Source organism: Brevundimonas sp., assembly GCF_035627055.1.
Taxonomy (GTDB): Bacteria; Pseudomonadota; Alphaproteobacteria; order Caulobacterales; family Caulobacteraceae; genus Brevundimonas.
In genome coordinates this window covers 223,668-246,820 of the sequence record NZ_DASPMM010000018.1, presented here as the reverse complement: position 1 = coordinate 246,820, position 23,153 = coordinate 223,668, and the positions used below count along the sequence as shown (strand labels likewise).

Below are 23,153 nucleotides of genomic sequence, written 5' to 3'. Positions count from 1 at the left end.
ATCCGCTCGTCACCGGACGGCGGCGGTCTGCACCGGCGCCACGGCCGCCTCCGCGAAGCTCAGCGTGCCTTCGCTCTTCAGATCGACCTTGATCTCGACCGACAGGCCCGGCCGCAGGGCGGCGCCGGCGCGGCGGTCGACCCGGATGCGGACCGGCACCCGCTGGGTGATCTTGGTGAAATTGCCGGTGGCGTTCTCGATGGGGATCAGGGCGAACTCCGAGCCGGTCGCCGGAGCGAAGCTCTCGATATGGCCGGTCAGGGGCTCGCCCTTGAAGGCGTCGGCCTTGATCTCCACCGTCTGGCCGATGCGCAGCCGGCCCAGCTGAGTCTCCTTGAAATTGGCCACCACATAGGTGTCGCCCAGCGGCACGATCGACAGGATGGTCCCGCCCGGCCGGACGTACTGGCCGACCCGCACGCCGCGGGCCCCGACCACGCCGGACACCGGCGCGCGGATCACCGTGCGCTCCAGCGCGATACGGGCCTTGTCGACGGCGGCGCGGGCCTGTTCGACGGTGGCCACGGATTGGTCCCGGGTCGAGCCTAGCACGCCGGCGGCCCGCTGTTCCGCGACCAGCGCCGCCTGCGCCTCGGCGACCGAGGCCTGCGCCGTACGCACGCTCGCCTGTTCCGTCTCGATGCGCTGCTGCGAGACCCAGCCCTTCTCGGCCAGGGCGCCGTAGCGGGCGACCTGCTGGCGGGCGAGGTCGGCCTGGGCCTGGGCCTGGGCCACGGCTGCGGCGCGGCTGGCGATCATGGCCTGTTCCTGGGCCGCCCGGGCGTCGACGTTCTGCACCCCGGCCTGCAGGGCGGCCAGTTCGGCCTCGGCCTGGGCGAGGTTGGCGCGGGCGTCGGCGTCGTCCAGCCGGATCAGCACCTGGCCGGCCTCGACCCGTTGGTTGTCGGCCACCAGCACCTCGACGACATAGCCGTCGATCTGCGGGCTGACTTCGGTGGTGTCGGCGGCGACAAAGGCGTTCTCAGTGGATTCCCACCGCTGCTTGCCCTGCCACCAGACGATGCCGCCCACGATCAGGGCGAGGCCGACGACCGCGGCGACGATCAGGGGCAGGCGTTTCTTGAGGACCGGGGTCAGGGTCATGCGACGTTCTCGAATGGGCGTCCGGGGAGGAGCGGCGGCATAAATGGACACAACTGTCCAAAAATCAACCCGGGTTTTTCAGCGCTGCAACACGTCGTGTTTTAGCCGATTAACCTCGGACGACCCTGCGCACGGCCGCCCGACCTTGACGCCGCTCCGGCGCCCGGCGACGACACGGCATGAAGTCACCCAGGGCTCCGGCCGTACGCCGCACGAAAGCGGCTCCCAAACGACCCGCCGTCATGACCGGGGCCATCGTCCCGGTGCTCGGCTGGCCGCCGGACGAGGATCGGGTCGAGGCGATCTTCGAGCGGCTGTCCCGGGTCATGCCCGATCCGAAGACCGAGCTGAACTTCTCCAGCCCCTTCACCCTCGTCGTCGCCGTCGCCCTCTCGGCCCAGGCCACCGACGTCTCGGTCAACAAGGCCACCGACCGGCTGTTCGCCGCCGCCGACACGCCCGAAAAAATGCTGGCCTTGGGCGAGGAGGGGCTGATCCCCTTCATCGCCTCGATCGGCCTCTACCGGAACAAGGCCAGGAACGTCATCGCCCTCAGCCGCATCGTATTGGAGCAGCACGGCGGCGAGGTGCCGCTGAACCGCGAGGCGCTGCAGGCCCTGCCCGGCGTCGGCCGCAAGACCGCCAGCGTGGTGTTGAACGAACTGGGCATAGAGCCGGCCATCGCCGTCGACACCCATGTGTTCCGCGTCTCGCACCGCCTCGGCCTCGCCAACGCCGCCACCCCCGACAAGGTCGAGGCCCAGCTGCACGAGGTCGTCCCCGAGGAGTGGCTGCCCAAGGCCCATCACTGGCTGATCCTGCATGGCCGCTACACCTGCACGGCGCGCAAGCCGAAATGCAGCGCCTGCGTGATCAGCGACCTGTGCCCCTCAAGGGCGGGGCTTCAGGCGCTGGGGGAGGCGGGTTAGGTCTCTATTCCAGTCCGAAGTCGTTCAGGGCCGTGCGCGGCTCCGGCCGGGCCGGATCGAGTTCAAGGGCACGCCGGAAGGCGGCGGCGGCCCCCTCCCGATCGGCGGAGCCGCCCACGCCATGGGCCTGCATGAGGCCGAAGACCATGCAGCCGTTCCAGTCGCCGCCCCGGCAGGCGCGATTCGCCAGCTGTCGCGCCCGGGGCTCGTCCTTCGGCATTCCCTGTCCTTGGGCCATCTCGACCGCGAGATCGCTGCAGGCCGCTGCGACATTCAGTTCGCAGGCCCGCGGCAGCAACTGCATCCCTTCCGCGACCCGCTCCGGTCCGGCCGCGCCGGAAACCAGAAACGACACCTTCATGTAACAGACGTCGCCGGCCCCCAGCTCACAGCCCCGCGTCATCATCCGTTCGGCCCGGGCGAGATCGGCGGCCCCGTGCTGACCGGAGCCGAACACGCTCGCCGCCCAGCCGCAGGCGTCTCGACGCCCGCCGACACAGGCGGCCTCCAGAAGAGGCCCCGCCCGGGTCGGGTCGCGAGGCGCGCCGTCGCCGTTGAGGTAGACCACCCCCAGTCGGAAGCAGGACTCATTGTCGTCGCCGTCGCAGGCCCGGCGCAGGAAGGACTCGGCCCGAGGCCAGTCCCTGTAGCTTCGTCCGTCGGCATTGAGGAGCGCCTTGGCGCCCGCCGTACAGCCGTCGACCTCGCCGCCGGCGCAGGCGCGCTCGAACAGGCCGGAAGCCGTGGCAGGCTGATGGAAAGGCGTTCCGGCCTCGGCGTGAAGGCGGCCGAGATGGGCGCAGGACGCGAGCCGGCCGCCGCGGCAGGCGCGTCCGAGGAATTCAACCGCTTTCGGAAGGTCTCGCGGCACCCGGACGCCGGCCCAGAAATTCTGTCCCTCCTGCGCGCAGGCGTCGAGGTCGCCGCCCCGGCACGCCGCCGCACGCTCCGCCCTGTAGGCGTCCGCGCGGGCGAATATGTTGTCCGCCTGCGCATGGGCCGAGCCGGCCATCAGCAGGCCAGCGACAAGGATCAGGCTCCACAATCCCCCAATACGCATCTCACTCACCCCATACCCTGAGTTGCGGCATCCTAGGAGAAGAAGGGGCGATCGGGCAATTTCAGTCGCCCAGACAATTCCTGACCGCCGCCGCGAACCGCGCCCCGCCCTCCGGCGCAGAGCCGAGATAGAAGTCCGGCTCGATCAGCTCGGCCTCCATCAGCAGCCAGCCGCCGTCGGGCCCCCGCGCCATGTCGATGCGGGCGTAGAGCAGGTCCTCGCCGATGGCGACCAAGGCCTGTTCGGCCAAGGCCAGCGCGCCCGTCGGCGGCTCGGGCACGGCGGCGTACTGCCCGCCGAACTGGACCTGGATGCGGAATTCGCCGCTCACCGGCCGCTTGTTCACGGCGTGGCTGAGCTGGCCGCCGAAGAACAGCAGCGAGGTTTCGCCCTCGGTCTCGATCGACGGCAGATACGGCTGGATCATCGCCGGGCCCTCGGGCGCGCCGGTCAGCCGCTCGCCGCGCGACAGGCGCAGCGTCTTCCACGCCCCGCCGGACACGCGCGGCTTGACGATGACGGTGTCGGTTCCGAACCGGTCGAAGGCGGCGTCGACGTCGGTCTGGGTCGGGCCCTCGACCCAGATCGTCGGCGGAATGGCCACGCCCTTCTCCGCCAGCCGGCCGAGATAGGACTTGTCCGAATTCCAGCCGATCACCGAGGGCGGATTGAGCATCCGCACGCCCGCCTCCGCCCAGGCCGTGCAGGCCTGCATCCAGCGCGGGTGGTCGCGGTGGTAACCCCAGACGATCAGAGGCAGGACCAGCGGGTAGCCGCTCAGGCCGGACGCATCCTCGACATGGTAGGTCCAGGCGCTCGACTCGACGGCGAGCCCGGCCGGCGTCAGGGCGGAGGCGAGGCGTTGCAGCACCCCCTGCCACTGGCCGTCATAGGAGGGATCGGCGGGGTCGGGCGTCAGAACGGCGATGCGGGTCATGGCCGGGTCCTTCGCCGGAAAGCCGCAGCTTCGCAACACGGCTTTCCTTGTCCGCCCATAAGGGCCGTCGCTGGCCAAGGGCGGCGCGAGCCGCTATGGGCGCGCCCATGACCCAAGCCCCCCTCTACGACGTCTGCGCCGTCGGCAACGCCATCGTCGACGTCCTCGCCCCCTGCGAGCCCGCCTTCCTGGAGGCCCAGGGCCTGACCGCCGGCTCGATGCAGCTGGTCGACGCGGCGCGCAGCGCGGCCCTCTACGCGGCCATGGCTCCTGGGGTCGAGGCCTCGGGCGGATCAGCCGGCAACACCGTTGCGGGCGTGGGCAGCTTCGGCGGCCGGGCCGCCTATATCGGCAAGGTCGCCGACGACCAGCTGGGCGGGGTCTTCAGCCACGACATCCGCGCCGCCGGCGTCGCCTTCGACACGCCGCCCCTGTCTGACGCCGCGACCGGCGTGTGCATGATCAATGTCACGCCGGACGGCCAGCGCACCATGTGCACCTTCCTCGGCGCCGCCAACCAGCTGCGGGTCGAGGACATCGACCTCGCCCTGATCGGCGCCTCGGCCATCGTCTATCTCGAGGGCTATCTGTTCGATCCGGCCCCGGCCCGCGCCGCCTTCGAGGCCGCCGCCGTCGCCGCCCACGCGGCCGGGCGCAAGGTCGCCATCACCCTGTCGGACAGCTTCGTCGTCCATCGCTGGCGCAGCGAGCTGCTGGCCTTCATCGAGGCCTCCGCCGATATCGTCCTCGCCAATGAGGCCGAGCTCGCCGCCCTGTTCGAGACCGAGGACTTCGACCACGCCGCCGCCCATCTCGGCCGCATCGTCGACATCGCCGCCGTCACCCGCGGCGCCGCCGGCTCGGTGGTGTTCGGACAGGGTGGGGCGGAGCGGGCCGAGATCGCCGCTGCGTCCGTCGACAAGGTGGTCGACACCACCGGCGCCGGCGACCAGTACGCCGCCGGCTTCCTGCTCGGCCTCGCCCGCGGCCTGACGCTGGAAGACGCCGGCAAGCTCGGCTCGCTGGCCGCCGCCGAGGTCATCGCCCACTGGGGTCCCCGGCCGATGGTTCCGCTGGAACAGCTGGCGCGGCAGGCCGGGCTGACCCTCGGCGCCTGATCCGCAGGTTACAGTCCCGTCATTAGCCTCCCCTTAGCCACCCCCCTCTTAGGCTGAGCGCCGGCGCCGACCCCCGGCGTCGCTCGGGAGGCGTGGATGACGTCGAGATCATGGACCTGGAGGTCGCTGGCCGTCCGCCGGATCCTGCCGCTCCTCGCCTTCAGCGTCGCCGTCGCCCTGGTCTCCACGGCGGCCGTCGCCTTCACCAGCTTCGGCGCGCTGACCGCCATCTGGCCGACCAATGCCCTGATTCTGCTGGCTATTCTGCGCGGTCCGCGCGAGCGGCTGTGGGTCGTGGGGGTCTGCCTCGGGGCCTTCGCGGCCATGGTCGCACCGATCATGCTGGCCGGGGCGCCCCTGATCGGGGCCCTGCTCATCGCCCTGACCAATCTCGTCGAGATCGCCGCGGCGGTCTGGCTGCTGAGCGTGCTGAAGCTGATGGACAAGGACCTGACCCGCCCGGGCGCCCTGTTCGGCTTCCTTGTCTGCGCCGCCCTGATCGCCCCCGCCGCCGGCGCGGGATCCGCCGCCCATCTGGTCGCCGACCTGGGCGGCGGGACGCCGGCCCAGACCTGGTGGGACTACTGGGCCGCCGATGCGCTCGGGGTGATGATCCTCGTCCCCTTCGGCATGGTGCTGACCCGCGAGCACCTGCGCCGCCTCGCCCGGCCCACCGAGTTCCTCCAGGCGCTCGGCCTGCTCGCCGCCATCGCCGCCGGCTGTTTCGCCCTCGTCCGGTCCGACGCCACCCAACTGGCCCTGCTGACGCCGCTGGCCGTCTTCGCCACCCTGCGCTTCGGCGCTCTCGGCGCGGCCGGGTCGGTGCTGTGGGCCGGGATCGTCGCCATCGGCCTCAACCTCGCCGGCTTCGGAGCGGTCGCGGCTGGCAGCCCCGACCTGCGCGCCGAGCTGTTCGATCTGCAGATCGGCCTCGCCATGCTGCCGCTGGCGGTGCTGCCCGTCGCCGCCGTGCTGGCCGAGCGCGACCGCGCCGCGCGCGCCGCCCAGGCCGCCGACCGCGCCAAGTCCGAATTCCTCGCCAATATGAGCCACGAGATCCGCACCCCCCTGAACGGCGTCGTCGGCATGGCCGGCCTTCTGGCGCAGAACGCCTCCGGCGCCCGGGAACGCGACATCGCCGGCGTCATCCACGCCTCGGGGCTGACCCTAGAACGCCTGCTCTCCGACGTGCTGGACCTCGCCCGCATGGAGGCGGGCGGCCTCGACCTGCGCGCCGAGCCGTTCGACCTTTCCGAGGTCATTCGCGTCGCCACCGGCCCCGCCGCCGAACAGGCCGCCGCCAAGAGGCTCGGCTTTGAGACGGAGATCGATCCGCTCGCCGCGGGCCGCCGGCGCGGAGACGCCGACCGGGTCCGCCAGGTGCTTTCAGCCCTCCTGTCGAACGCCGTCAAATTCACCGAGGCCGGCCACGTTCGCCTCAGCATCGCAGCCGACGCCGACGGAGTCGTTCTGACGGTCGCCGACACCGGCTGCGGCTTCAATCCGGCCCGCAAGGCCGAGGTCTTCGGTCGCTTCCAGCAGGCCGACGGCTCCATCACCCGACGCCATGACGGGGCCGGAATGGGCCTGGCCATCGCCCGTCACATCGTGGAGGCCATGGGCGGCTCGCTCGACGCCGACAGCGTCCCTGGCGAGGGCTCGGCCTTCACCGCCCGCCTGCCGCTGCCCCGGGTTCACACGGCCACCCCCGCCGCATCTGCGGAATCCGGGGAGCCTGCGGCGGCGGTCGACGACCGCCCCCTGCGCATCCTGCTGGCCGACGACCACCCGACCAACCGCAAGGTCGTCGAACTGATCCTCGCCGCCGCGGAGGTCGATCTGGTCCAGGTCGAGAACGGGGCCGAGGCTGTCGAGGCCTTCGCGGCCGCGCCGTTCGATCTGGTGCTGATGGACATGCAGATGCCGGTCATGGACGGACTGACCGCCGTCCGCGCCATCCGGGCCCACGAGGCCGCGGCTGACCTGCCGCGCGGACCGATCCTGATGCTGACCGCCAACGCCCTGCCGGAACACGCCGAGGCCAGCTTCGCCGCCGGCGCGGACCGCCACCTGACCAAGCCGATCACCGCCCCGGCCCTGTTCGAGGCCATCGAGGACGCCTTGACGTCGTCGTCCGAGGCCCTGGCCGCCTAGGTCCGCCGGATCGTCACATACAGCGCCCCGTCGCCGCCGTGTTTGCGTGCGGCCGGGGCGAAACCGGAGACCACCCCCCGCAGGCCCGGCCCCTGCAGCCATTCGTGCACCGAGGCGCGGATGACGCCGCTGCCGCCGCGCCGCCCTTGGCCGGTGATCACCAGCACCGAGCGATAGCCGCGCGCCTGGGCTCCGATCAGGAAGGCCGTCAGCGCGTCCTGGGCCTGGAAGCGGCCGTAGCCGTGCAGGTCGATCCTCGCCTCGATCGGATCGCGCTCCCGCGACAAGCGGCGCTGGCGGCGCGGCTCCAGTTCCTCGGGCAGGCCGCGGGCGCGGGCGGGCGGCGCTGTCGGCGGCGCATACGGAGCCGGGACGCCGCGGACCTTCGTCGGCCCCTTGGCGGGCGGCGCGGCCGCCGGTTCCGGGTTGGCGGCGCCGACGACGATGCGCGGGGCCTTCTTCGGTTTCGATGGCGTCACCGAGCCCGCCACCCGCGCCCAGATCCGGCGGTCGTCCGGGCTCAGGTCGTCGCGGCGGCTCATGTTGTGCCGGGGGCGTTCCCGTCGAGGTCCTCGTCCGAGCCGGCGTCCTGCGGCCCCGGCGTCTGCGTCAGCAGGTCGCCCGGCTGGCAGTTCAGTTCCCGGCACAGCGCGTCCAGGGTGGTGAAGCGGATGGCCCGCGCCTTGCCCGTCTTCAGGATCGACAGGTTGGCCAAGGTCACGCCGACGCGGTCGGCCAGCTCGGTCAGCGACATGCGCCGTTCGAGGAGGATGCGGTCGAGCTGTACGCGAATGGCCATGGGCAACTCTCTATACCGGCGGGCGCGGGGACGAAAAGCCAGGTCCGGGCGCGCGCTCCTCTCTCAGATGGTCAGTTCGGACTCACGGCGCAGGCGCGCGCCCTCGCGGAAGACCTCGGCGATCACCACAAGGATGACGACTGCAAAGGACGGGGTGATCAGGTCAAACAGGTCGGGGGTCTCCATGGCGCCGCGCACGAAGCGCGCGACCAGGAACTGGCCGATCCAGACGCCGAGCGTCACAGAGGCGAAGGCGCCCGCGATCTGGTGCAGCCGCCGCACGTTCTGCGGATGGAAAGGGTCGCCCATGCGCAGCGTGACGACGATGCCGATCAGCAGCCGGAAGATCAGGGCGGAAATGGAGAGGTAGGCGAAGGCGGCGGTGGCGACCAGCAGCACATAGGCCCACGGCAGGGGGATGACGATGGCGTCTTCCCCGGATCCGGCGGTGACCAGCGACCAGCCGAGAAGCTTCAGCGCCACAACGGCGAGGGGGACAAGGACGGCGCCGACGGACAGGACCCAGAAGGCGACGGTGCAGGCCGTGCTCGCCACGCTCGAGATCGAGACCAGGCTCAGATGGGGCAGGGAAGGGGTGCGGATCCCGAGCGATGTCGTCTTCGGGAATCGCATGCGGGCCTCGTTCAGGCCGGACGTCCAGGCGCGAGTGCCGCGCGGGGTCCGGCGAACCCACACGCGGTCTTATACATCGCGTTTGTCATGCAGATCGTCAAAGCTCCTGTGAGCAGAAGTAGGATCACAGGGCCTGGACGAGCGTGGCGATCAGCGCGGTCGGCAGGGCGGCGAGCAGGAAGGCGTTCAGGACGCCGTGGCCGACCTTTTCGATGAAGTAGGAAGCGTTCATGGTGTTCATTGTCGTTCTCTGTTGATCCTGAGTGAGGGATGTTTTCACCCCTCGTTCGTTGTACCGCTGCATCGATCTTGCCGGTTTGGCTCGTATCGGGGAACGTTGCGGCGTCCGTCCTTGGGTTAATAGATAGGCCGTGCGCGGCAGGAAGTCATGTTACATATCGTTTAACGATATTAAACTTTGGCAATGGATCGTTACAGGACGCGTGCGCGGCATGAAGTTCAAGCTTATCAAGGGGATGCGGCTGGTCGCGGCGACCCACAATCCGGGCAAGGTCCCCGAGATCGAAGCCCTGCTGGGCGGACATTACGAGGTGGTCACCGCCGGGGCGCTGAATCTGCCGGAGCCGGATGAGACCGAGACGACCTTCGCCGGCAACGCCCTGCTCAAGGCCCGGCAGGCGGCGGACCGGTCGGGCGAGGTCGCCCTGGCCGACGACTCCGGTCTTTCGGTCGCGGCGCTCGGCGGCGCGCCGGGCATCTTCTCCGCCCGCTGGGCCGGGCCGGACAAGGACTTCGCCATGGCCATGGGCAAGGTCGAGGAGCGACTGGAAGAGGTGGGCTCCGATGACCGGCGGGCGTGGTTCACCTCGGCCCTGGCGGTGGCCTGGCCCGACGGGCCGGCGGTGGTCGTCGAGGGCCGGATCGAGGGGAGGTTGACCTTCCCGCCGCGAGGTGACCGGGGCTTCGGCTACGACCCGATCTTCATTCCCGACGGCTACGACCAGACCTTCGGCGAACTGGACCCGCAGTTGAAGGACTCCATCAGCCACCGCGCCCGCGCCTTCGCCAAGCTGAAGGCGGCGCTGATTGACTGACCCGGTTCCTGATCCCGGGACGGACGTCGCCCTCTACGTCCACTGGCCCTACTGCGCCCGCATCTGCCCCTACTGCGACTTCAACGTCGTCAGGGACCGGGGGCGGGCGGATGAACAGGCGGCGCTGGTCGAGGCGATCCTCACCGACCTTGAGGATCAGGCCGCACTGACGGGGCCGCGCCGGCTGGCCTCGGTCTTCTTCGGAGGTGGTACGCCGTCGCTGATGGCGCCGGAATCGGTGGCGGCGGTGCTCGACCGGGCCGGCGCCCTGTACCCGTCTCGCGGACCGATCGAGGTGACCCTGGAGGCCAATCCGACCGATGCGGAGGCGAGCCGGTTCGCGGCCTTGGCGGACGCCGGGGTCAACCGGCTGTCAATCGGGGTGCAGGCGCTGGACAATGCGGCGCTGACCTTCCTCGGCCGCAACCATTCCGCCGACGAGGCGCGGCGGGCCGTGGGCATGGCGAGGCGCGCCTTCGACCGCCTGTCCATCGACCTGATCTACGCCCGTCCGGGCCAGACCGTGGAGGGCTGGGAGGCCGAGCTGACGGAGGCGCTGGACCTCGGCTTCGAGCACATCTCGCCCTACCAGTTGACCATCGAGCCGACGACCGCCTTCGGCCGTGCGGTGGCCCGCGGCGCCTGGACGCCGTCCGACGAGGACCTGTCGGCCGCGCTCTATGAGACGACCCAGGCGGTGCTCGAGGCGGCCGGGTTCGAGGCCTATGAGGTATCCAACCACGCGCGCGGCGCCGCGGCTCGCTCGGCCCACAATCTTCATGTCTGGCGCGGCGGCGACTATCTCGGCGTCGGTCCCGGCGCGCACGGCCGGCTGACGCTGGAAGGGGCGCGCACGGCGACCGTGGCCCACCGAGGCATCGGACCCTACATCGCAGGAGTCGGCGCACGCGCGGCATGGGCGGAACGTGAGACGCTGGACGCGCGGGCCGCAGCCGAGGAGCGCATCCTGCTGGGTCTGCGCACCGTCGAGGGCGCGCTGCTGGCCGACCTTGCGACATTGGGGCGGGCGACCGGATCCGGACCTCTCAGAGGGCTGGTCGAGGATGGGTTTTTACGGGTGGCGGAGGACCGGGTGGTCGCGACCGGGGCGGGGCGGCCGGTGCTGGACGGCGTGCTGAGGGCGCTGCTGGTCTAGGACGAAGGACCGGGGCGGCTCACAGCAGGCGGTAGTATTCCGCGTCCTGAACCGGCTGACCGTGCCGCTCGGCGGGCCGTGCGGCGGAGGCGTTCGGCCGCGTCAGCAGCCAGGCCAGACAGGCCGCAGCGGCGACATCGTAGCCGAGGCAGAACATCCGCCACCAGTCAGGCGCGCCGGGATTGGTGACGAGTAACTCGTGCCCGAGGTCAAACAGGCCATGGCCGAGCAGCCCCGCGACGACCACCCACAGGCTGGACCGGAAACCGACGAGACCGGCGATCAGGAAGACGGCGAACATCGCGGTTTCGGCCCCGAGAACCGGGGTCGCGCCCGCCATTGCGGCGAACAGCGCATAGTAGGAGGCGGAGACGATCAGGATCACGGGATAGAAGGCGCGGTCGCGGTCGAGTCCGACCCACCGGCCCATGAGGCTGACCGCCAGCGCCAGACCGACGCCGACCCAAAATTCCATGCCTCCAAATCCTCTTTCGCCCGCGATGCGGCGCCGGAGCCGGCGGGCGCCGGCGCCGCATGGGGTGGTTCAGGTCGACGGGGTGCAGGCGCAGCCGTCGGCGCAGTTGCAGGCCGGGCCGCAGTTGCACTGGCTCGGAGCCGCTTGACAGCCGCAGGGCGGCGGGCACTGGCAGGGGTTGCAGTTGCAGTCGGTAGGCATCGGAAGCTCCTTGGTTCCGGGTGGGTGACGACCGCCTTCTAGGGGTCTTCGGAACCGGCCGCTTGAACGGAACCGCTACGCCATGCGCAACTGGGCGGGGGCGACGCCGAACATGCGCCTGAACGTGCGGCTGAAGTGGGCGGAATCCGCAAAGCCGGCCTCATGGGCGGCTTCGGTCAGGCCGCCGCCGGCGGCGATGGTCTCGACCGCCCGGGTCAGCCGGAGCCACAGCAGATAGGTGCGGAAGGGCAGCCCGGTGTGCTGCACGAACAGGTGGCTCAGCCGGCTGGCTGACAGCCCCGAGTCCGCGACGACGTCGGCGAGGCTGATCGGCCCCTCGATATGGTCGGCGGCGAAGGCGAGCATGCGGTCGACCCGCGGGTCCGGGTGATCCGCCGGTCCATCTCCGGCCAGGCGGTGGATCAGGGCCCGGCCGAGGTCTTCGAACGGATCACCCTGCTGACCCGGGTCCTCCCAGGCCGCTGCCGCGCGGGCGCGGAAATCGGCCGACAGGTCGTCGGGCAGGGCCGCCAGCTCGTCCCGTCCGAACAGGTTGCGGGCGACGGCGCGGCCGGCCCGGCTTTCCGGTTCGATGAACAGGATGGCGACCAGACCCTCGGCCTGAAACGAATGCGAGGCGTCGGCGGCCACGGCGACGGCGGGCCCGCGAAGGGACCGGCTGGCGGTGTCGAGCTGGAACCATCCGCCGAGGCCGAGTGTGACCTGAATGGCGTGGTGGGCGTGCCAACCGGTGCTACGCGGCGCCGGCCGGGTATTCGGCAGGGCGTCGACGACCCAGAGGCTTCCGCCTTCCCAGATCGACATTCTCGTGCGCGCCAGCGGCTCCATCAGGAAAGCTTAGCCAGAGAACGCGCCGATCCGGAAGTGAAGTCCGGGCCACAACCCTTGAGCGGGCGCCCACCGGCTGGCACGGTCGCGCCGATGCCCGATCCGTCCGCCTTTCCGCCGACCGCCCCGCCGCCCCGACCGGTCGCGTCGGGTCTCTACCTCGTCGCCACCCCGATCGGGAACCTGCGCGACATGACCCTGCGGGCGCTGGACGTGCTGGCCGCCGCCGACCTGGTCCTGGCCGAGGATACGCGGGTGACCGGCAAACTGCTGTCGGCCTATGGGCTGAAGGCGAAGCTCGAGCGGTGCGACGACCACGCCTCGGCGCGGGCGGCCGAACTGGCCATCGAGCGGCTGCGCGAGGGGGCGGTGGTGGCGCTGGTTTCCGACGCCGGCACCCCGCTGGTCAGCGATCCGGGTTTCGTGGTGGCGCGGGCGGTGATCGCCGAGGGGCTGCCGGTGCACCCCATTCCGGGCGCGTCCAGCCTGCTGGCGGCGCTGTGCATCGCCGGCCAGCCGGCCGACCGGGTCCTGTTCGCCGGCTTCCTGCCGCCCAAGTCCGGCGCCCGCCGGACGGCGCTTGAAGAGCTGCGCACCGGTCGGCAGACGCTGGTCTTCTTCGAGAGCGGTCCCCGGCTCGCCGACAGCCTGGCCGACATGGCCGCGGTGCTGGGGCCCCGTCCGGCCGCCGTGGCCCGCGAACTGACCAAGCTCTATGAGGAATGCGTCCGCGGCTCCCTGTCCGAACTGGCCGCCGATCCGCGCTGCCAGTCGCCCAAGGGCGAGATCGTCATCGTCATCGGGCCCGGCGAGACGGAGGTGGCTTCGGAAGCCGACGCCGACGCGGCCCTCGCGGAGGCCATGACCCGTCTCCCGCCGGGCGAGGCCGCGGCCGAGGTCTCGAAGGCGCTCAATCTGCCCCGCAAGCCGCTCTACAAGCGGGCGCTGGAGCTGCAGGGCCGGTGAGCGGCGCCCGGCCCCAGGTCCGTCTGAAGGCGCCGAGGGTGGTGACGGCGAAGCGCGGCTGGCGCGTGGCGCTGGGCGCGCTGTCGCACCGTGAAGGACATCGCTCGGAATGGCTCGCCGCCCTGCTGCTGATGAGCCGCGGCTACCAGCTGCTCGGATTCCGCCTGAAGACGCGGGCGGGTGAGATCGACATCCTGGCCCGCCGCGGCCGCACGCTGGCGGTGGTCGAGGTCAAGCGCCGCGCGACCATGGAGCTTGCCCTCGCGGCCCTGTCCGCAAAACAGTATGATCGGCTGCTGGCCGCGGGCCGCGCGGTGTTGCGTCAAAGACCCAGCTTGGCCGGACATCTGCTCCGAATCGATATGGTGGCGCTGGCTCCGGGCCGGCTTCCGCGCCATCGTCGCGGGGTGGAGCCGTTCGGGAGGGGGCGGGCGTGACGCGCGACGAAGCCGTGACCGTGCTGACGGAGGCCGGACAGGCCGAGGACGGGGCGTTTCCGCTGCTGGAAGCGGCCATCGCCTGCGCCATCCATGACTATCCCTTCCGCGATCCCGAGCCGGTCCGCACCCTGGCCCACAACGCCGCCGAGCGGCTCGCCGAGCGGATCGGCAGCGAAGGCCCGGATGACGCCCTGGCCGAGACCATGGCCTCGGACATGCGGCTGAACGGCGACCTGCTCAACTACGACCATCCCGGCAACACCGACGTCATCGACGTGGCCGAGCGCCGCCGCGGCCTGTCGGCGACCCTGGCCATCTTCTACATCGACGCCGCCCGGCGGACGGGGGTGCGGGCGCAGGGCGTCGACTTCCCCGGTCATTTCCTGCTCCGTGTCGAGACGCCAGAGGGACCGGTGGCGCTGGATCCCTTCAGTCAGGGCCGGCTGGTGCTGCCGTCGGAGCTGACCCGGCGGGCGCTGCGGGCCGGCCTCACCCCGCATGTGGCCGACCGGCTCGACGTGCTGATGGCCCCCGTCAGCGACCGGCAGGCCCTGCTGCGCCTGCAGAACGTGCTGTTCAGCCGCGCCCTGCGCGCCCAGGATTTCGAGGGCGCCGAACGCTCGGCCCTGCGTCGCGCCCTGCTCGATCCCGAGGATCACCGCCCGTGGCTGGACGTCGCCTCCGCGCGCGAGAAACAGGGCGCGCTCGCCGGAGCTCTGGAGGCGCTGTCGCGGGCCCGTTCTCTCGACGATCCGGGCGAGGCGCACCGCCGGATGTCGGTCGACCGGGTGCGGCTGCAACTGAACTAGGGTTGCGCCGCCCCCCTCGGCTGCCCATTAGCCAAGCTCCACCCGCTCGGAAGGACAGGGCATGCTGAGAGTCGCGATCCAGATGGACCCCATCGAGGCGGTCAACATCGAGTCCGACACCACCTTCCTGCAGGCCATGGAGGCCCAGAACCGCGGCTATCCGGTCTGGGTCTATGATTTCCGCACCCTGGCGCTGGAAGACGGCCGCCTGTTCTGCCGCGCCAGGCCGGTGACGCTGCGGGCGACGGCGGGGGACCACGTCAGTTTCGGCGACGAGGTGAAGCTCGACCTGGCCGAGGACGTCGACGTCATCCTGATGCGCCAGGACCCTCCGTTCGACATGGCCTATGTCACAGCGACCTATCTGCTGGAGACGGTGCATCCGAAGACCCTGGTTGTGAACGATCCGGCCGAGGTGCGCAGTGCGCCCGAGAAGCTGCTCGTCACCCGCTTCCCCGGCTTGACGCCGCCGACGCTGATCAGTTCGGACCCGGTGGCGCTGATGGAGTTCCACCGGCGGCACGGCGACGTGGTGCTCAAGCCGCTGCACGGCGCCGGCGGCTCCGGCGTGGTGCGGCTGAAGGCGGATGACCCCAACCTCGAGGCCCTGATCGAGATTCACGCGGTCGGTTCGCGCGATCCGCTGGTGATCCAGAAATTCCTCCCCGCCGTGTCGAAGGGGGACAAGCGCATCCTGCTGGTCGATGGCGAGCCGGTGGGGGCGATCAACCGCGTGCCGGCCGAGGGCGCCGTGCGCTCGAACCTGCACGTCGGCGGCACCGCCGCGCCGGTGGAACTGACCCCGCGCGACCGCGAGATCTGCGCCGCCATCGGTCCGACCTTGAAGGCGCGGGGTCTGATCTTCGTGGGCATCGACGTGATCGGCGACTGGCTGACCGAGATCAACGTCACCTCGCCCACCGGGGCCCAGCAACTGAAGCGGTTCACCGGCGTCGATGCGGCGACCCTGATGTGGGACGTGATCGAGAGAAAGCGGGCGATCCGCGCCGTCGCCTGACGCCGCTCTTGTAAACCACGTCGGTTCATGGTTCGTTCTCCCAACGGATAGCGGGAGGCGCCCATGGTCGCCAGCGTCGTTACGGTGGCGTTCGAAGGCGTGGACGCCCGACGCGTGGATGTGCAGGTCCAGCAGCTGTCCAGCGACCAGCCGTCCTTCACCATCGTCGGACTCGCCGACAAGGCGGTGGCCGAAAGCCGCGAGCGCGTGCGCGGGGCGTTCGCCGGCATCGGCCTGGCCATGCCCTCGAAGCGGATCATCGCCAATCTGGCGCCGGCCGACCTGCCCAAGGAAGGCAGCCATTTCGACCTGCCGATCGCCCTGGCGCTGCTGGCCTCGATGGGCGTCATACCGGCCGACGCCCTCGCCGGCTGGGCGGCGGTCGGCGAGCTGGGGCTGGACGGCCAGATCGCGCCCGTCGGAGGGACCCTTCCCGCGGCTGTGGCGGCCGACGCCATGGGACTGGGGCTGATCTGCCCCGAGCCCAACGGGCCCGAGGCGGCGTGGGCGGGCGAGGTGGCGGTGCTGGCGCCGCGCTCCCTGATCGGGCTGGTCAACCACTTCAAGGGCGTGCAGGTGCTGCGGCGGCCGGAGCCCGGGGCGATGCGCTCCGGCGACCGCCCGCCTGACCTGCGCGAGGTCAAGGGACAGGAGAGCGCCAAACGCGCCCTGGAGATCGCCGCGGCAGGCGGTCACAACCTGTTGTTCGTCGGCCCGCCGGGATCCGGCAAGTCGATGATGGCGGCGCGCCTGCCGGGCCTGCTGCCGCCGCTGACGCCGAAGGAGCTGCTGGAGACCTCGATGGTCTGGTCGGTGGCCGGCCTGATCGAGCGCGGCGCCCTGACCCGCGACCGCCCGTTCCGCGCGCCGCACCATTCGGCCTCGATGGCGGCCCTGACCGGCGGCGGCCTTCGCGCCAAGCCGGGGGAGGCCTCACTGGCCCACAACGGCGTGCTCTTTCTCGACGAACTGCCCGAGTACAGCGCCCAGGCGCTCGACTCCCTGCGCCAGCCGCTCGAGACCGGCGAGATCGTGGTGGCGCGGGCCAACGCCCACGTCCGCTATCCGGCCCGGTTCCAGCTGGTGGCGGCGATGAACCCGTGCCGCTGCGGACTCGGCGGCGGCGGCAAGGGGGCCTGCGGCAAGGCCCCGCGCTGCCAGCGTGACTACCAGAACCGCATCTCCGGCCCGATGTTCGACCGCATCGACCTGACGGTGGAGACGCCGCCGGTGACCGCCGCCGACATGGCCCTGCCGCCGCCCGCCGAGGGCACGGCCGAGGCCGCCGCCCGGGTCCTGGCGGCCCGCGACATGCAGCAGGATCGGCTGCGCGCGGCGGGCATCGACCCTGAAACGGCCTACGATCAGGCGATCAACGCCCGGGCCTCGGGCGAGACGCTGGACCGGTTCGCCACGCCTGACGAGGCCGGACGGGCGCTGCTGATGCGGGCGGGCGAAGCCGGCGGCCTGACGGCCCGCGGCTGGACCCGGACGCTGAGGCTGGCCCGCACCATCGCCGATCTGGATGGCTGCGACGGAGTTCTGCGCCGGCACATCGCCGAGGCGCTGGTGCACCGCCGCTCCACCGTCGGCGCCCAGGCCGACTTCGAACGGCGCGATGGCGGGCGGGAGGACCGGCGGACGGAAACGCCCGCCTGGTGACCTCAGACTTCCTTAACCGAGCCGCTTGAACCAGCCTTAAGAGATCGACCCCCATGGTTACCGCCCAGGGGAGATGGCGAATGGCGCGCAAGACGACGGTGGTTCCGGACAAGGCGACGGCGGAGGCTCCGGCGTCCGAAGGGGCCGAGCAGCAGTTCCTGCGCCTGATGAGCCACGAAATGCGCACCCCCCTCAACGGCGTCATCGGCATGCTCGGCCTGTTGCAGCGGACCCGGCTGGACGGCGCCCAGCGCGCCTATGCCGAGGCCGCGCGCTCATCGGCCGAGCACCTGCTGGGACTGGTCAACGATCTGCTCGACTACGCCCGGCTGGAAGCCGACCGGCTGGAGTTCGACGCCGCCTCCGTGGACATCGAGACGCTGGTGCGCGGCGTGGCCGAGCTGCTGAGCCCCAAGGCGCACGACAAGGGGCTGGAGATCGCCTGGTCGGTGGCGCCCGAGGCAGTCGATGTCATGGCCGACGAGGGCCGGCTGCGGCAGGTGCTGTTCAACCTCGCCGGCAATGCCGTGAAATTCACCGAGGAGGGCGGCGTCCGCATCACCGTCGAACGCTCGGGCGGATCGCTGAAGCGGCCGAAGCTGGCGTTCATCGTCGACGACACCGGCCCCGGCGTGCCGGCCGAGGCGCGCGGCCGCATCTTTGAAGAATTCGGCCATGTCGACGCCTCGGACGCCAGCCGCTTCGGCGGCGCCGGCCTCGGCCTGGCGGTGGTGCGCAAGCTGGCCCACGCCATGGGCGGGACGGTCAGCGTCGCCGATCGCCCCGACGGACCGGGCGCCCGCTTCCGCTTCGAGGCCGCCTTCCCGGCGGTCAAGGGCGCCGAGCGCGCCCTGTCGCTGACCGGCCAGACGGTCGCCGTGGTCAGCCCCGACCCCTTCGTGCGCGCCGCCGCCGCCGCCCAGATCGAGGCGTCCGGCGGGACGGTGTCCGCCAAGGCGCCCGTCGTGCTGATCGACCATGCGGCGCGATCGGTCGGGCAGGGCCTCGTATCCCGTCCGTCCGACGCCCGCGCCATCGTGCTGCTGAAGCCGAGCGAGCGGGATCTGATCGCCCGTTACCGGTCGGCCGGTTTCCACGGCTATCTGATCAAGCCGCTGCGCCGCGCCTCGGTCGCCGAGCGGGTGCTGGCCGCCTCGGGCGCGCAGCAGGCCATGCAGCCCGGACCGCCCCCCCCGCCGCCCGAGGACGATCGCGTGGCCCTGACCCGGTTCTCGGGCATCCGGGTGCTGCTGGTCGAGGACAACCCGGTCGGGGCCCTGCTGGCCGCGACCCTGCTGCGCCGCGAGGGCTGCGCGGTCGAGACCGCCGCCAGCGGCCATGAGGCGCTCGATGCGCTGAAGCGGGCCCGCTACGACCTGGTGTTCATGGACATGCGCATGCCCGGGATGGACGGCCCCAGCGCCGCCCGCGCCATCCGCGCCCGCGGCGACGAGACGCCGATCGTGGCCCTGACCGCCAACGCCTTCGCCGAGGACCGCCGCGCCTGCCTGGAAGCGGGTATGGACGACCATCTGGTCAAGCCGCTGGAGCTGGACGCCCTGCGCGCCGCACTGGCCCGCTGGACGAAATGCGCGGACCGCGCCAAGGTCGCCGTCGCATAGGAGACGCCGGGGGGCGTCGCGCGAGGGACGCCAGATGACCGACTCCTCCACGGACGCCGCGCCGCGCAAGGCGGGGGCGAAGGACGTCTTCAAGGCCTTGGGACGGGCGCGGGTGCTGATCACCCTGCTGTTGGGCTTCGGCTCGGGCCTGCCCTTCCTGCTCACGGGCGCGACGCTCAGCATCTGGCTGGCGGAGGGCGACGTCGCGCTGTCGGCCATCGGCTTCATCTCCTGGGTCGGCCTGGCCTATTCGTTCAAATTCATCTGGGCGCCGGTGGTGGACCGGTTCGACGTGCCCCTGCTTGGCCGGCTGGGACGCCGGCGCGGCTGGATGCTGCTGTCGCAGGCGGTGGTCGGCGCCGCCCTGATCGCGATGGCCATCATCGGGCCGGAGGGCGGGCTGACGGCGCTGGGCGCCGCCGCCCTGGTCACCGCCTTCGCCTCGGCGACGCAGGACATCGTCGTCGACGCCTGGCGGATCGAGAGCGCCGAGAACGACGAGGACATGGGCCTGCTGACCTCGGCCTATCAGCTGGGCTACCGCTTCGCGATCCTGGCGGGCAATGCGCTGATCCTGTTCTTCGCCACCTGGTTCGGCTGGAACGGCGCCTATGCGATCTGGGGCGCGGCCATGGCCATCGCCATCGGCGCGACCCTGTTCGCCAAGGAGCCGGTCGACCGGCGCGAGATCGCGGCGGCCACGGGAGGCGCGCCGCCATGGACCCTGCGCGGCATGTTCGACGTGGTGGTGGGGCCGTTCCTCAACTTCGTCAAAACCCACAAGACCGCGGCCTTCCTGATGCTGGCGGCGATCAGCCTGTACCGGCTGCCGGACTTCGTAATGGGGCCGATGGTCGGGCCGTTCTACATCGACCTGGGCCTGACCAAGGAGGCGATCGGGGCCATGCGGCTGAGCGTCGGCCTGGTTGCGGCCTTCGTCGGCATCGCGGCGGGCGGGCTGAGCGCGGTGCGTTTTGGTTTCGGCGCGACTCTGCTGCTCGGCGCCCTCATCGGGCCGATGTCGAACCTCGGCTACACGTTGATGGCGATGGCCGGCCTGTCGACGCCGATGTTCGCCGGGGTCCTGTTCGTGGAGAATTTCTCTGAGGGCTTCGCCGGCGCGGCGCTGGTCGCCTACATGTCGAGTCTGACCGGCATCGGCTACACGGCGACCCAATACGCCCTGCTCAGCTCGTTCTACGCCCTGCTCGGCAAATTCCTGAAGGGCTTCTCCGGCGTGGCGGTCGAGGGTCTCGAGCAGGCCTATCCGCTGATGACGGCCTATGCCCTGTTCTTCGCCGGCACCGCCCTCGTGGGCATCCCGGCCGTCGTCCTGTGCTGGTTCCTCGAGCGTCGGAACCGGCGTCTCAGGCGGGCGGTCGAGAGGCCCGCCTGAGGCTTCAAGGCTACTCCTCCCCCATCGCCCCTTCCTCGTAGGCGGCGAAGGTGGCGGCGGTGATGATCTCGCTGACCGAGGCGCCGAGGGAGACGATCTGCACGGAGCGTTCCAGGCCGACCAGCAGGGGGCCGATGACGGTGGCGCCGCCGAGGGCCTGGACCAGTCGGGTCGCGATCGAGGCCGAGTGGATGCCGGGCATGACCAGGACGTTGGCGTCCTTGGACAGGCGCATGAAGGGGTAGGCGGCGCGGGCCTCGGGATCGAGCGCCAGTTCGGCCGGCATCTCGCCCTCGTATTCGAAATCCACCCCCTTGGCGTCGAGGATGCGGATGGCCTCGCGGATCATCTCGCCGCGATCGCCGGGCGGATTGCCGAAGGTGGAATAGCTGAGGAAGGCGACGCGCGGATTGCGGCCGAGGCGGCGCACGGTGGCGGCGGCCTGGACGGCGATGTCGGCGAGGTCCTGGGCGCCGGGCAGCTCGTGGATCGAGGTGTCGGCGACGAACAGGGTGCGCCCCCTGGCCAGCAGGATCGACAGGCCGATCATCCGCTCCTTGATGTCGAGGACGCGGCGGACTTCCTTGAGGACCATGTTGAAGTTGCGGGTCACGCCGGTGACCATGCAGTCGGCCTGGCCGCGGGCGCACATGGCGGCGCCGAAATAGTTGCGGTCCTGGTTGATCATCCGCTGCACGTCGCGGCGCAGGTAGCCGCGGCGCTGCAGGCGCTCGTAGAGCCAGTCGACGTAGTCGGCGTTGCGCTCGGAGATGCGGGCGTTGACGATCTCGATGCCCATCTCGTCGAAATTGAGCCCCGCCTCGGCCGCGTTCTTGCGGATCAACTCCTCGCGGCCGAGCAGGATCGGCGTGCCCAGCTCGGCCTGTTTGAAGCCCCAGGCGGCGCGGATGACGGCGGTCTCCTCGCCCTCGGCGAAAACCACCCGCTTGTCCGGCCCGGCGCGCACCGCGCCGGAGATGTTCTGCATCAGGGCGGCTGACGGATCGAGGCGCGAGCGCAGCTGGGTGCGGTAGGCGTCCATGTCCTCGATCGGCTTGCGCGCCACACCGGTGTCCATGGCCGCCTGGGCGATGAAGGGCGGGATGTACCAGATCAGGCGGGGGTCGAACGGCGTCGGGATGATGTAGTCGCGGCCGAATTTCAGCTTGCGGCCGCGGTAGGCGGCGGCGACCTCGTCCGGCACGTCCTCGCGGGCCAGGGCGGCCAGGGCGTGGGCGCAGGCGACCTTCATCTCGTGGTTGATCTGGCGGGCGCGCACGTCGAGGGCGCCGCGGAACAGATAGGGGAAGGCCAGGACGTTGTTGACCTGGTTGACGTAGTCCGAGCGGCCGGTGGCGATGATGGCGTCGGAGCGCACCGACAGCACATCCTCGGGGGTGATCTCCGGGTCCGGGTTGGCCATGGCGAAGATGATCGGATTGGGCGCCATGGAGGCGACCATCTCCTTGGTGATGGCGCCCTTGGCCGAGAGGCCGAGCACGACGTCGGCGCCGACCATGGCCTCGGCCAGGGTGCGGTGCGGGGTGTCGGTGGCGTGGGCCGCCTTCCACTGGTCGATGTTGGGCCGGCCCTGGTAGACCACGCCCTCGCGGTCGACGATGACGGTGTTCTCGCGGCGCACGCCGGCGGCCTTCATGAGACCAATTGACGAGAGACCCGCCGCCCCGGCGCCGGAGAGGACGACCTTGAGGTCCTCCAGCTTCTTGCCGGCGATGTGGGCGGCGTTGATCAGGCCGGCCGTGGAGATGATGGCGGTGCCGTGCTGGTCGTCGTGGAAGACCGGGATGTCCAGCAGGTCCTGAAGCTGGCTCTCGATCTCGAAGCATTCCGGGGACTTGATGTCCTCCAGATTGATGCCGCCCCAGGTGTCGCCGATGTTCTTGACGACGGTGACGAACTCGTCCGGGTCGGTGGTCTTCACCTCGATGTCGAAGCTGTCGACGTCGGCGAAGCGTTTGAACAGGACGGCCTTGCCCTCCATCACCGGCTTGGAGGCCATGTGGCCGAGGTTGCCGAGGCCGAGGATGGCGGTGCCGTTGGAGATGACGGCGACCAGATTGCCCTTGGAGGTGTAGTCGTAGGCCTTGTCGACATCGGCGGCGATGGCCAGCACCGGCACGGCCACGCCCGGCGAATAGGCCAGCGACAGGTCCCGCTGCGTCGCCATCGGCTTGATCGGGGCCATGGAGATCTTGCCCGGCTGGGGACTGCGGTGGAACTCCAGCGCGTCCTCGTCGGAGAAGGTCTGCTTGTCGGTATGGTCGGGCATGTCGGGAAGGGCTTCCGCAGGTCGGGTCGGGAAGAGTGTTCCTAGGCCGGGGGGCGGACGCGGACAACCGCCGCCGCTGACGCAGCGGAAACGCGGCGGCGCAAGGCCCGATCCGCCGGCCCGCGGCCGGACCTGAAAAACGCGTCCGTAGCGTCCGTAGAGTGCAATGCGTCCGTAGAGTGCATAGCGTCCGTAGAGTGCACAGCGTCCGCAGAGTGCGGCGTGTGCGGGTCTGTGGCGATCTGATTGTCAAAGACCGGGAGACGACGCGAACGCGACCATTATGCGCTCCCGGGACGGTGTGCGCAGAAGATCCGCTCGGGAATGGCGGATGCGACTGAAAAGCCAAGAGATTTTTCGCTGAACCCGACTATGGATTCCGGGATTGTCAGCACAGCGTCACGGGCTGGGAGGCCAGGCTCGTCACAAAGGACACCAAGGAGGGGGCGCGAAGGACACGAAGGGGGGGCGGGGCATGGG

21 protein-coding genes are annotated in these 23,153 nt (G+C 70.8%); 12 read left to right on the top strand and 9 right to left on the bottom strand.

Going from position 1 to position 23,153, the window contains the following annotated elements:
- Positions 1-9: 9 nt before the first annotated feature.
- On the bottom strand, positions 10-1,104 hold the full coding sequence (locus VEA98_RS09475) for an HlyD family secretion protein (RefSeq protein ID WP_324813434.1): 1,095 nt from the start codon (positions 1,102-1,104) through the stop codon (positions 10-12).
- A 242-nt stretch (positions 1,105-1,346) separates the two neighbouring features.
- Here VEA98_RS09475 and nth point away from each other — a divergent pair, with 242 nt between their 5' ends.
- Positions 1,347-2,033, top strand: a complete 687-nt coding sequence (gene nth / locus VEA98_RS09470) for an endonuclease III (protein WP_324813432.1) — start codon at positions 1,347-1,349, stop codon at positions 2,031-2,033.
- A 4-nt stretch (positions 2,034-2,037) separates the two neighbouring features.
- On the opposite strand, the gene VEA98_RS09465 is transcribed toward nth, so the two are convergent.
- Together VEA98_RS09465 and VEA98_RS09460 are read right to left on the bottom strand one after the other, a co-directional pair.
- A complete protein-coding gene (locus VEA98_RS09465; protein ID WP_324813430.1) occupies positions 2,038-3,093 on the bottom strand; it encodes a hypothetical protein in 1,056 nt (351 codons plus the stop codon).
- A 61-nt stretch (positions 3,094-3,154) separates the two neighbouring features.
- Complete coding sequence (locus VEA98_RS09460) at positions 3,155-4,030, bottom strand: transporter (protein WP_324813428.1); 876 nt, start codon at positions 4,028-4,030, stop codon at positions 3,155-3,157.
- A gap of 107 nt (positions 4,031-4,137) precedes the next feature.
- Here VEA98_RS09460 and VEA98_RS09455 point away from each other — a divergent pair, with 107 nt between their 5' ends.
- Both VEA98_RS09455 and VEA98_RS09450 read left to right on the top strand, forming a co-directional pair.
- On the top strand, positions 4,138-5,148 hold the full coding sequence (locus VEA98_RS09455; RefSeq protein WP_324813425.1) for an adenosine kinase: 1,011 nt from the start codon (positions 4,138-4,140) through the stop codon (positions 5,146-5,148).
- Between the two features lie 96 nt (positions 5,149-5,244).
- Positions 5,245-7,302, top strand: a complete 2,058-nt coding sequence (locus VEA98_RS09450; RefSeq protein WP_324813423.1) for an ATP-binding protein — start codon at positions 5,245-5,247, stop codon at positions 7,300-7,302.
- Here VEA98_RS09450 and VEA98_RS09445 read toward each other — a convergent pair.
- The 3 genes from VEA98_RS09445 to VEA98_RS09435 form a co-directional block, all read right to left on the bottom strand.
- Complete coding sequence (locus VEA98_RS09445) at positions 7,299-7,844, bottom strand: Smr/MutS family protein (protein WP_324813420.1); 546 nt, start codon at positions 7,842-7,844, stop codon at positions 7,299-7,301. The genes VEA98_RS09450 and VEA98_RS09445 overlap by 4 nt on opposite strands.
- A complete protein-coding gene (locus VEA98_RS09440; RefSeq protein WP_324813417.1) occupies positions 7,841-8,101 on the bottom strand; it encodes a helix-turn-helix transcriptional regulator in 261 nt (86 codons plus the stop codon). Before VEA98_RS09440 ends, VEA98_RS09445 begins: the two co-directional genes overlap by 4 nt.
- Before the next feature lie 63 nt (positions 8,102-8,164).
- Positions 8,165-8,734, bottom strand: coding sequence for a DUF2975 domain-containing protein (locus VEA98_RS09435; RefSeq protein WP_324813415.1), 570 nt, complete (start codon positions 8,732-8,734; stop codon positions 8,165-8,167).
- 452 nt (positions 8,735-9,186) lie between these two features.
- Between VEA98_RS09435 and rdgB the strand changes: the two genes are divergently transcribed.
- The gene (rdgB, locus tag VEA98_RS09430; protein WP_324813412.1) at positions 9,187-9,789 is read left to right on the top strand and encodes an RdgB/HAM1 family non-canonical purine NTP pyrophosphatase; all 603 of its coding nucleotides are present in this window, start codon (positions 9,187-9,189) and stop codon (positions 9,787-9,789) included.
- Positions 9,782-10,945, top strand: a complete 1,164-nt coding sequence (gene hemW, locus VEA98_RS09425; protein ID WP_324813409.1) for a radical SAM family heme chaperone HemW — start codon at positions 9,782-9,784, stop codon at positions 10,943-10,945. Before rdgB ends, hemW begins: the two co-directional genes overlap by 8 nt.
- 19 nt (positions 10,946-10,964) lie before the next feature.
- On the opposite strand, the gene VEA98_RS09420 is transcribed toward hemW, so the two are convergent.
- Both VEA98_RS09420 and VEA98_RS09415 read right to left on the bottom strand, forming a co-directional pair.
- The gene (locus VEA98_RS09420) at positions 10,965-11,420 is read right to left on the bottom strand and encodes a hypothetical protein (RefSeq protein ID WP_324813407.1); all 456 of its coding nucleotides are present in this window, start codon (positions 11,418-11,420) and stop codon (positions 10,965-10,967) included.
- Between the two features lie 276 nt (positions 11,421-11,696).
- Positions 11,697-12,446, bottom strand: coding sequence for an AraC family transcriptional regulator (locus VEA98_RS09415; protein ID WP_324813404.1), 750 nt, complete (start codon positions 12,444-12,446; stop codon positions 11,697-11,699).
- A 117-nt stretch (positions 12,447-12,563) separates the two neighbouring features.
- On the opposite strand from VEA98_RS09415, the gene rsmI reads away from it, so the two are divergent.
- The 7 genes from rsmI to VEA98_RS09380 all read left to right on the top strand — a co-directional run bounded on the left by rsmI (position 12,564) and on the right by VEA98_RS09380 (position 20,383).
- Positions 12,564-13,436, top strand: coding sequence for a 16S rRNA (cytidine(1402)-2'-O)-methyltransferase (gene rsmI, locus VEA98_RS09410; RefSeq protein WP_324813401.1), 873 nt, complete (start codon positions 12,564-12,566; stop codon positions 13,434-13,436).
- Between the two features lie 38 nt (positions 13,437-13,474).
- Positions 13,475-13,873, top strand: a complete 399-nt coding sequence (locus VEA98_RS09405) for a YraN family protein (protein ID WP_414642167.1) — start codon at positions 13,475-13,477, stop codon at positions 13,871-13,873.
- On the top strand, positions 13,870-14,685 hold the full coding sequence (locus tag VEA98_RS09400) for a SirB1 family protein (protein WP_324813398.1): 816 nt from the start codon (positions 13,870-13,872) through the stop codon (positions 14,683-14,685). Before VEA98_RS09405 ends, VEA98_RS09400 begins: the two co-directional genes overlap by 4 nt.
- Positions 14,686-14,746: 61 nt before the next feature.
- Positions 14,747-15,703 (top strand): glutathione synthase, encoded by a 957-nt coding sequence (gene gshB, locus VEA98_RS09395; RefSeq protein ID WP_324813396.1) that lies wholly within the window; start codon positions 14,747-14,749, stop codon positions 15,701-15,703.
- A gap of 63 nt (positions 15,704-15,766) precedes the next feature.
- A complete protein-coding gene (locus VEA98_RS09390) occupies positions 15,767-17,365 on the top strand; it encodes a YifB family Mg chelatase-like AAA ATPase (protein WP_324813393.1) in 1,599 nt (532 codons plus the stop codon).
- A gap of 80 nt (positions 17,366-17,445) precedes the next feature.
- A complete protein-coding gene (locus tag VEA98_RS09385) occupies positions 17,446-18,987 on the top strand; it encodes a response regulator (RefSeq protein WP_324813390.1) in 1,542 nt (513 codons plus the stop codon).
- A 34-nt stretch (positions 18,988-19,021) separates the two neighbouring features.
- Positions 19,022-20,383, top strand: a complete 1,362-nt coding sequence (locus VEA98_RS09380; protein ID WP_324813388.1) for an AmpG family muropeptide MFS transporter — start codon at positions 19,022-19,024, stop codon at positions 20,381-20,383.
- Positions 20,384-20,393: 10 nt separating this feature from the next.
- Here VEA98_RS09380 and VEA98_RS09375 read toward each other — a convergent pair whose 3' ends face one another.
- Positions 20,394-22,673: an NADP-dependent malic enzyme gene (locus VEA98_RS09375; protein ID WP_324813385.1), complete on the bottom strand. Its 2,280-nt coding sequence runs from the start codon at positions 22,671-22,673 to the stop codon at positions 20,394-20,396.
- Positions 22,674-23,153: the final 480 nt, after the last annotated feature.

Coding starts and splice junctions, on each gene's coding strand:
- VEA98_RS09475 (WP_324813434.1), bottom strand. CDS start 1,104: ATGACCCTGACCCCGGTCCTCAAGAAACGCCTGCCCCTGATCGTCGCC.
- nth (WP_324813432.1), top strand. CDS start 1,347: ATGACCGGGGCCATCGTCCCGGTGCTCGGCTGGCCGCCGGACGAGGAT.
- VEA98_RS09465 (WP_324813430.1), bottom strand. CDS start 3,093: ATGCGTATTGGGGGATTGTGGAGCCTGATCCTTGTCGCTGGCCTGCTG.
- VEA98_RS09460 (WP_324813428.1), bottom strand. CDS start 4,030: ATGACCCGCATCGCCGTTCTGACGCCCGACCCCGCCGATCCCTCCTAT.
- VEA98_RS09455 (WP_324813425.1), top strand. CDS start 4,138: ATGACCCAAGCCCCCCTCTACGACGTCTGCGCCGTCGGCAACGCCATC.
- VEA98_RS09450 (WP_324813423.1), top strand. CDS start 5,245: ATGACGTCGAGATCATGGACCTGGAGGTCGCTGGCCGTCCGCCGGATC.
- VEA98_RS09445 (WP_324813420.1), bottom strand. CDS start 7,844: ATGAGCCGCCGCGACGACCTGAGCCCGGACGACCGCCGGATCTGGGCG.
- VEA98_RS09440 (WP_324813417.1), bottom strand. CDS start 8,101: ATGGCCATTCGCGTACAGCTCGACCGCATCCTCCTCGAACGGCGCATG.
- VEA98_RS09435 (WP_324813415.1), bottom strand. CDS start 8,734: ATGCGATTCCCGAAGACGACATCGCTCGGGATCCGCACCCCTTCCCTG.
- rdgB (WP_324813412.1), top strand. CDS start 9,187: ATGAAGTTCAAGCTTATCAAGGGGATGCGGCTGGTCGCGGCGACCCAC.
- VEA98_RS09420 (WP_324813407.1), bottom strand. CDS start 11,420: ATGGAATTTTGGGTCGGCGTCGGTCTGGCGCTGGCGGTCAGCCTCATG.
- VEA98_RS09415 (WP_324813404.1), bottom strand. CDS start 12,446: ATGTCGATCTGGGAAGGCGGAAGCCTCTGGGTCGTCGACGCCCTGCCG.
- rsmI (WP_324813401.1), top strand. CDS start 12,564: ATGCCCGATCCGTCCGCCTTTCCGCCGACCGCCCCGCCGCCCCGACCG.
- gshB (WP_324813396.1), top strand. CDS start 14,747: ATGCTGAGAGTCGCGATCCAGATGGACCCCATCGAGGCGGTCAACATC.
- VEA98_RS09390 (WP_324813393.1), top strand. CDS start 15,767: ATGGTCGCCAGCGTCGTTACGGTGGCGTTCGAAGGCGTGGACGCCCGA.
- VEA98_RS09385 (WP_324813390.1), top strand. CDS start 17,446: ATGGCGCGCAAGACGACGGTGGTTCCGGACAAGGCGACGGCGGAGGCT.
- VEA98_RS09380 (WP_324813388.1), top strand. CDS start 19,022: ATGACCGACTCCTCCACGGACGCCGCGCCGCGCAAGGCGGGGGCGAAG.
- VEA98_RS09375 (WP_324813385.1), bottom strand. CDS start 22,673: ATGCCCGACCATACCGACAAGCAGACCTTCTCCGACGAGGACGCGCTG.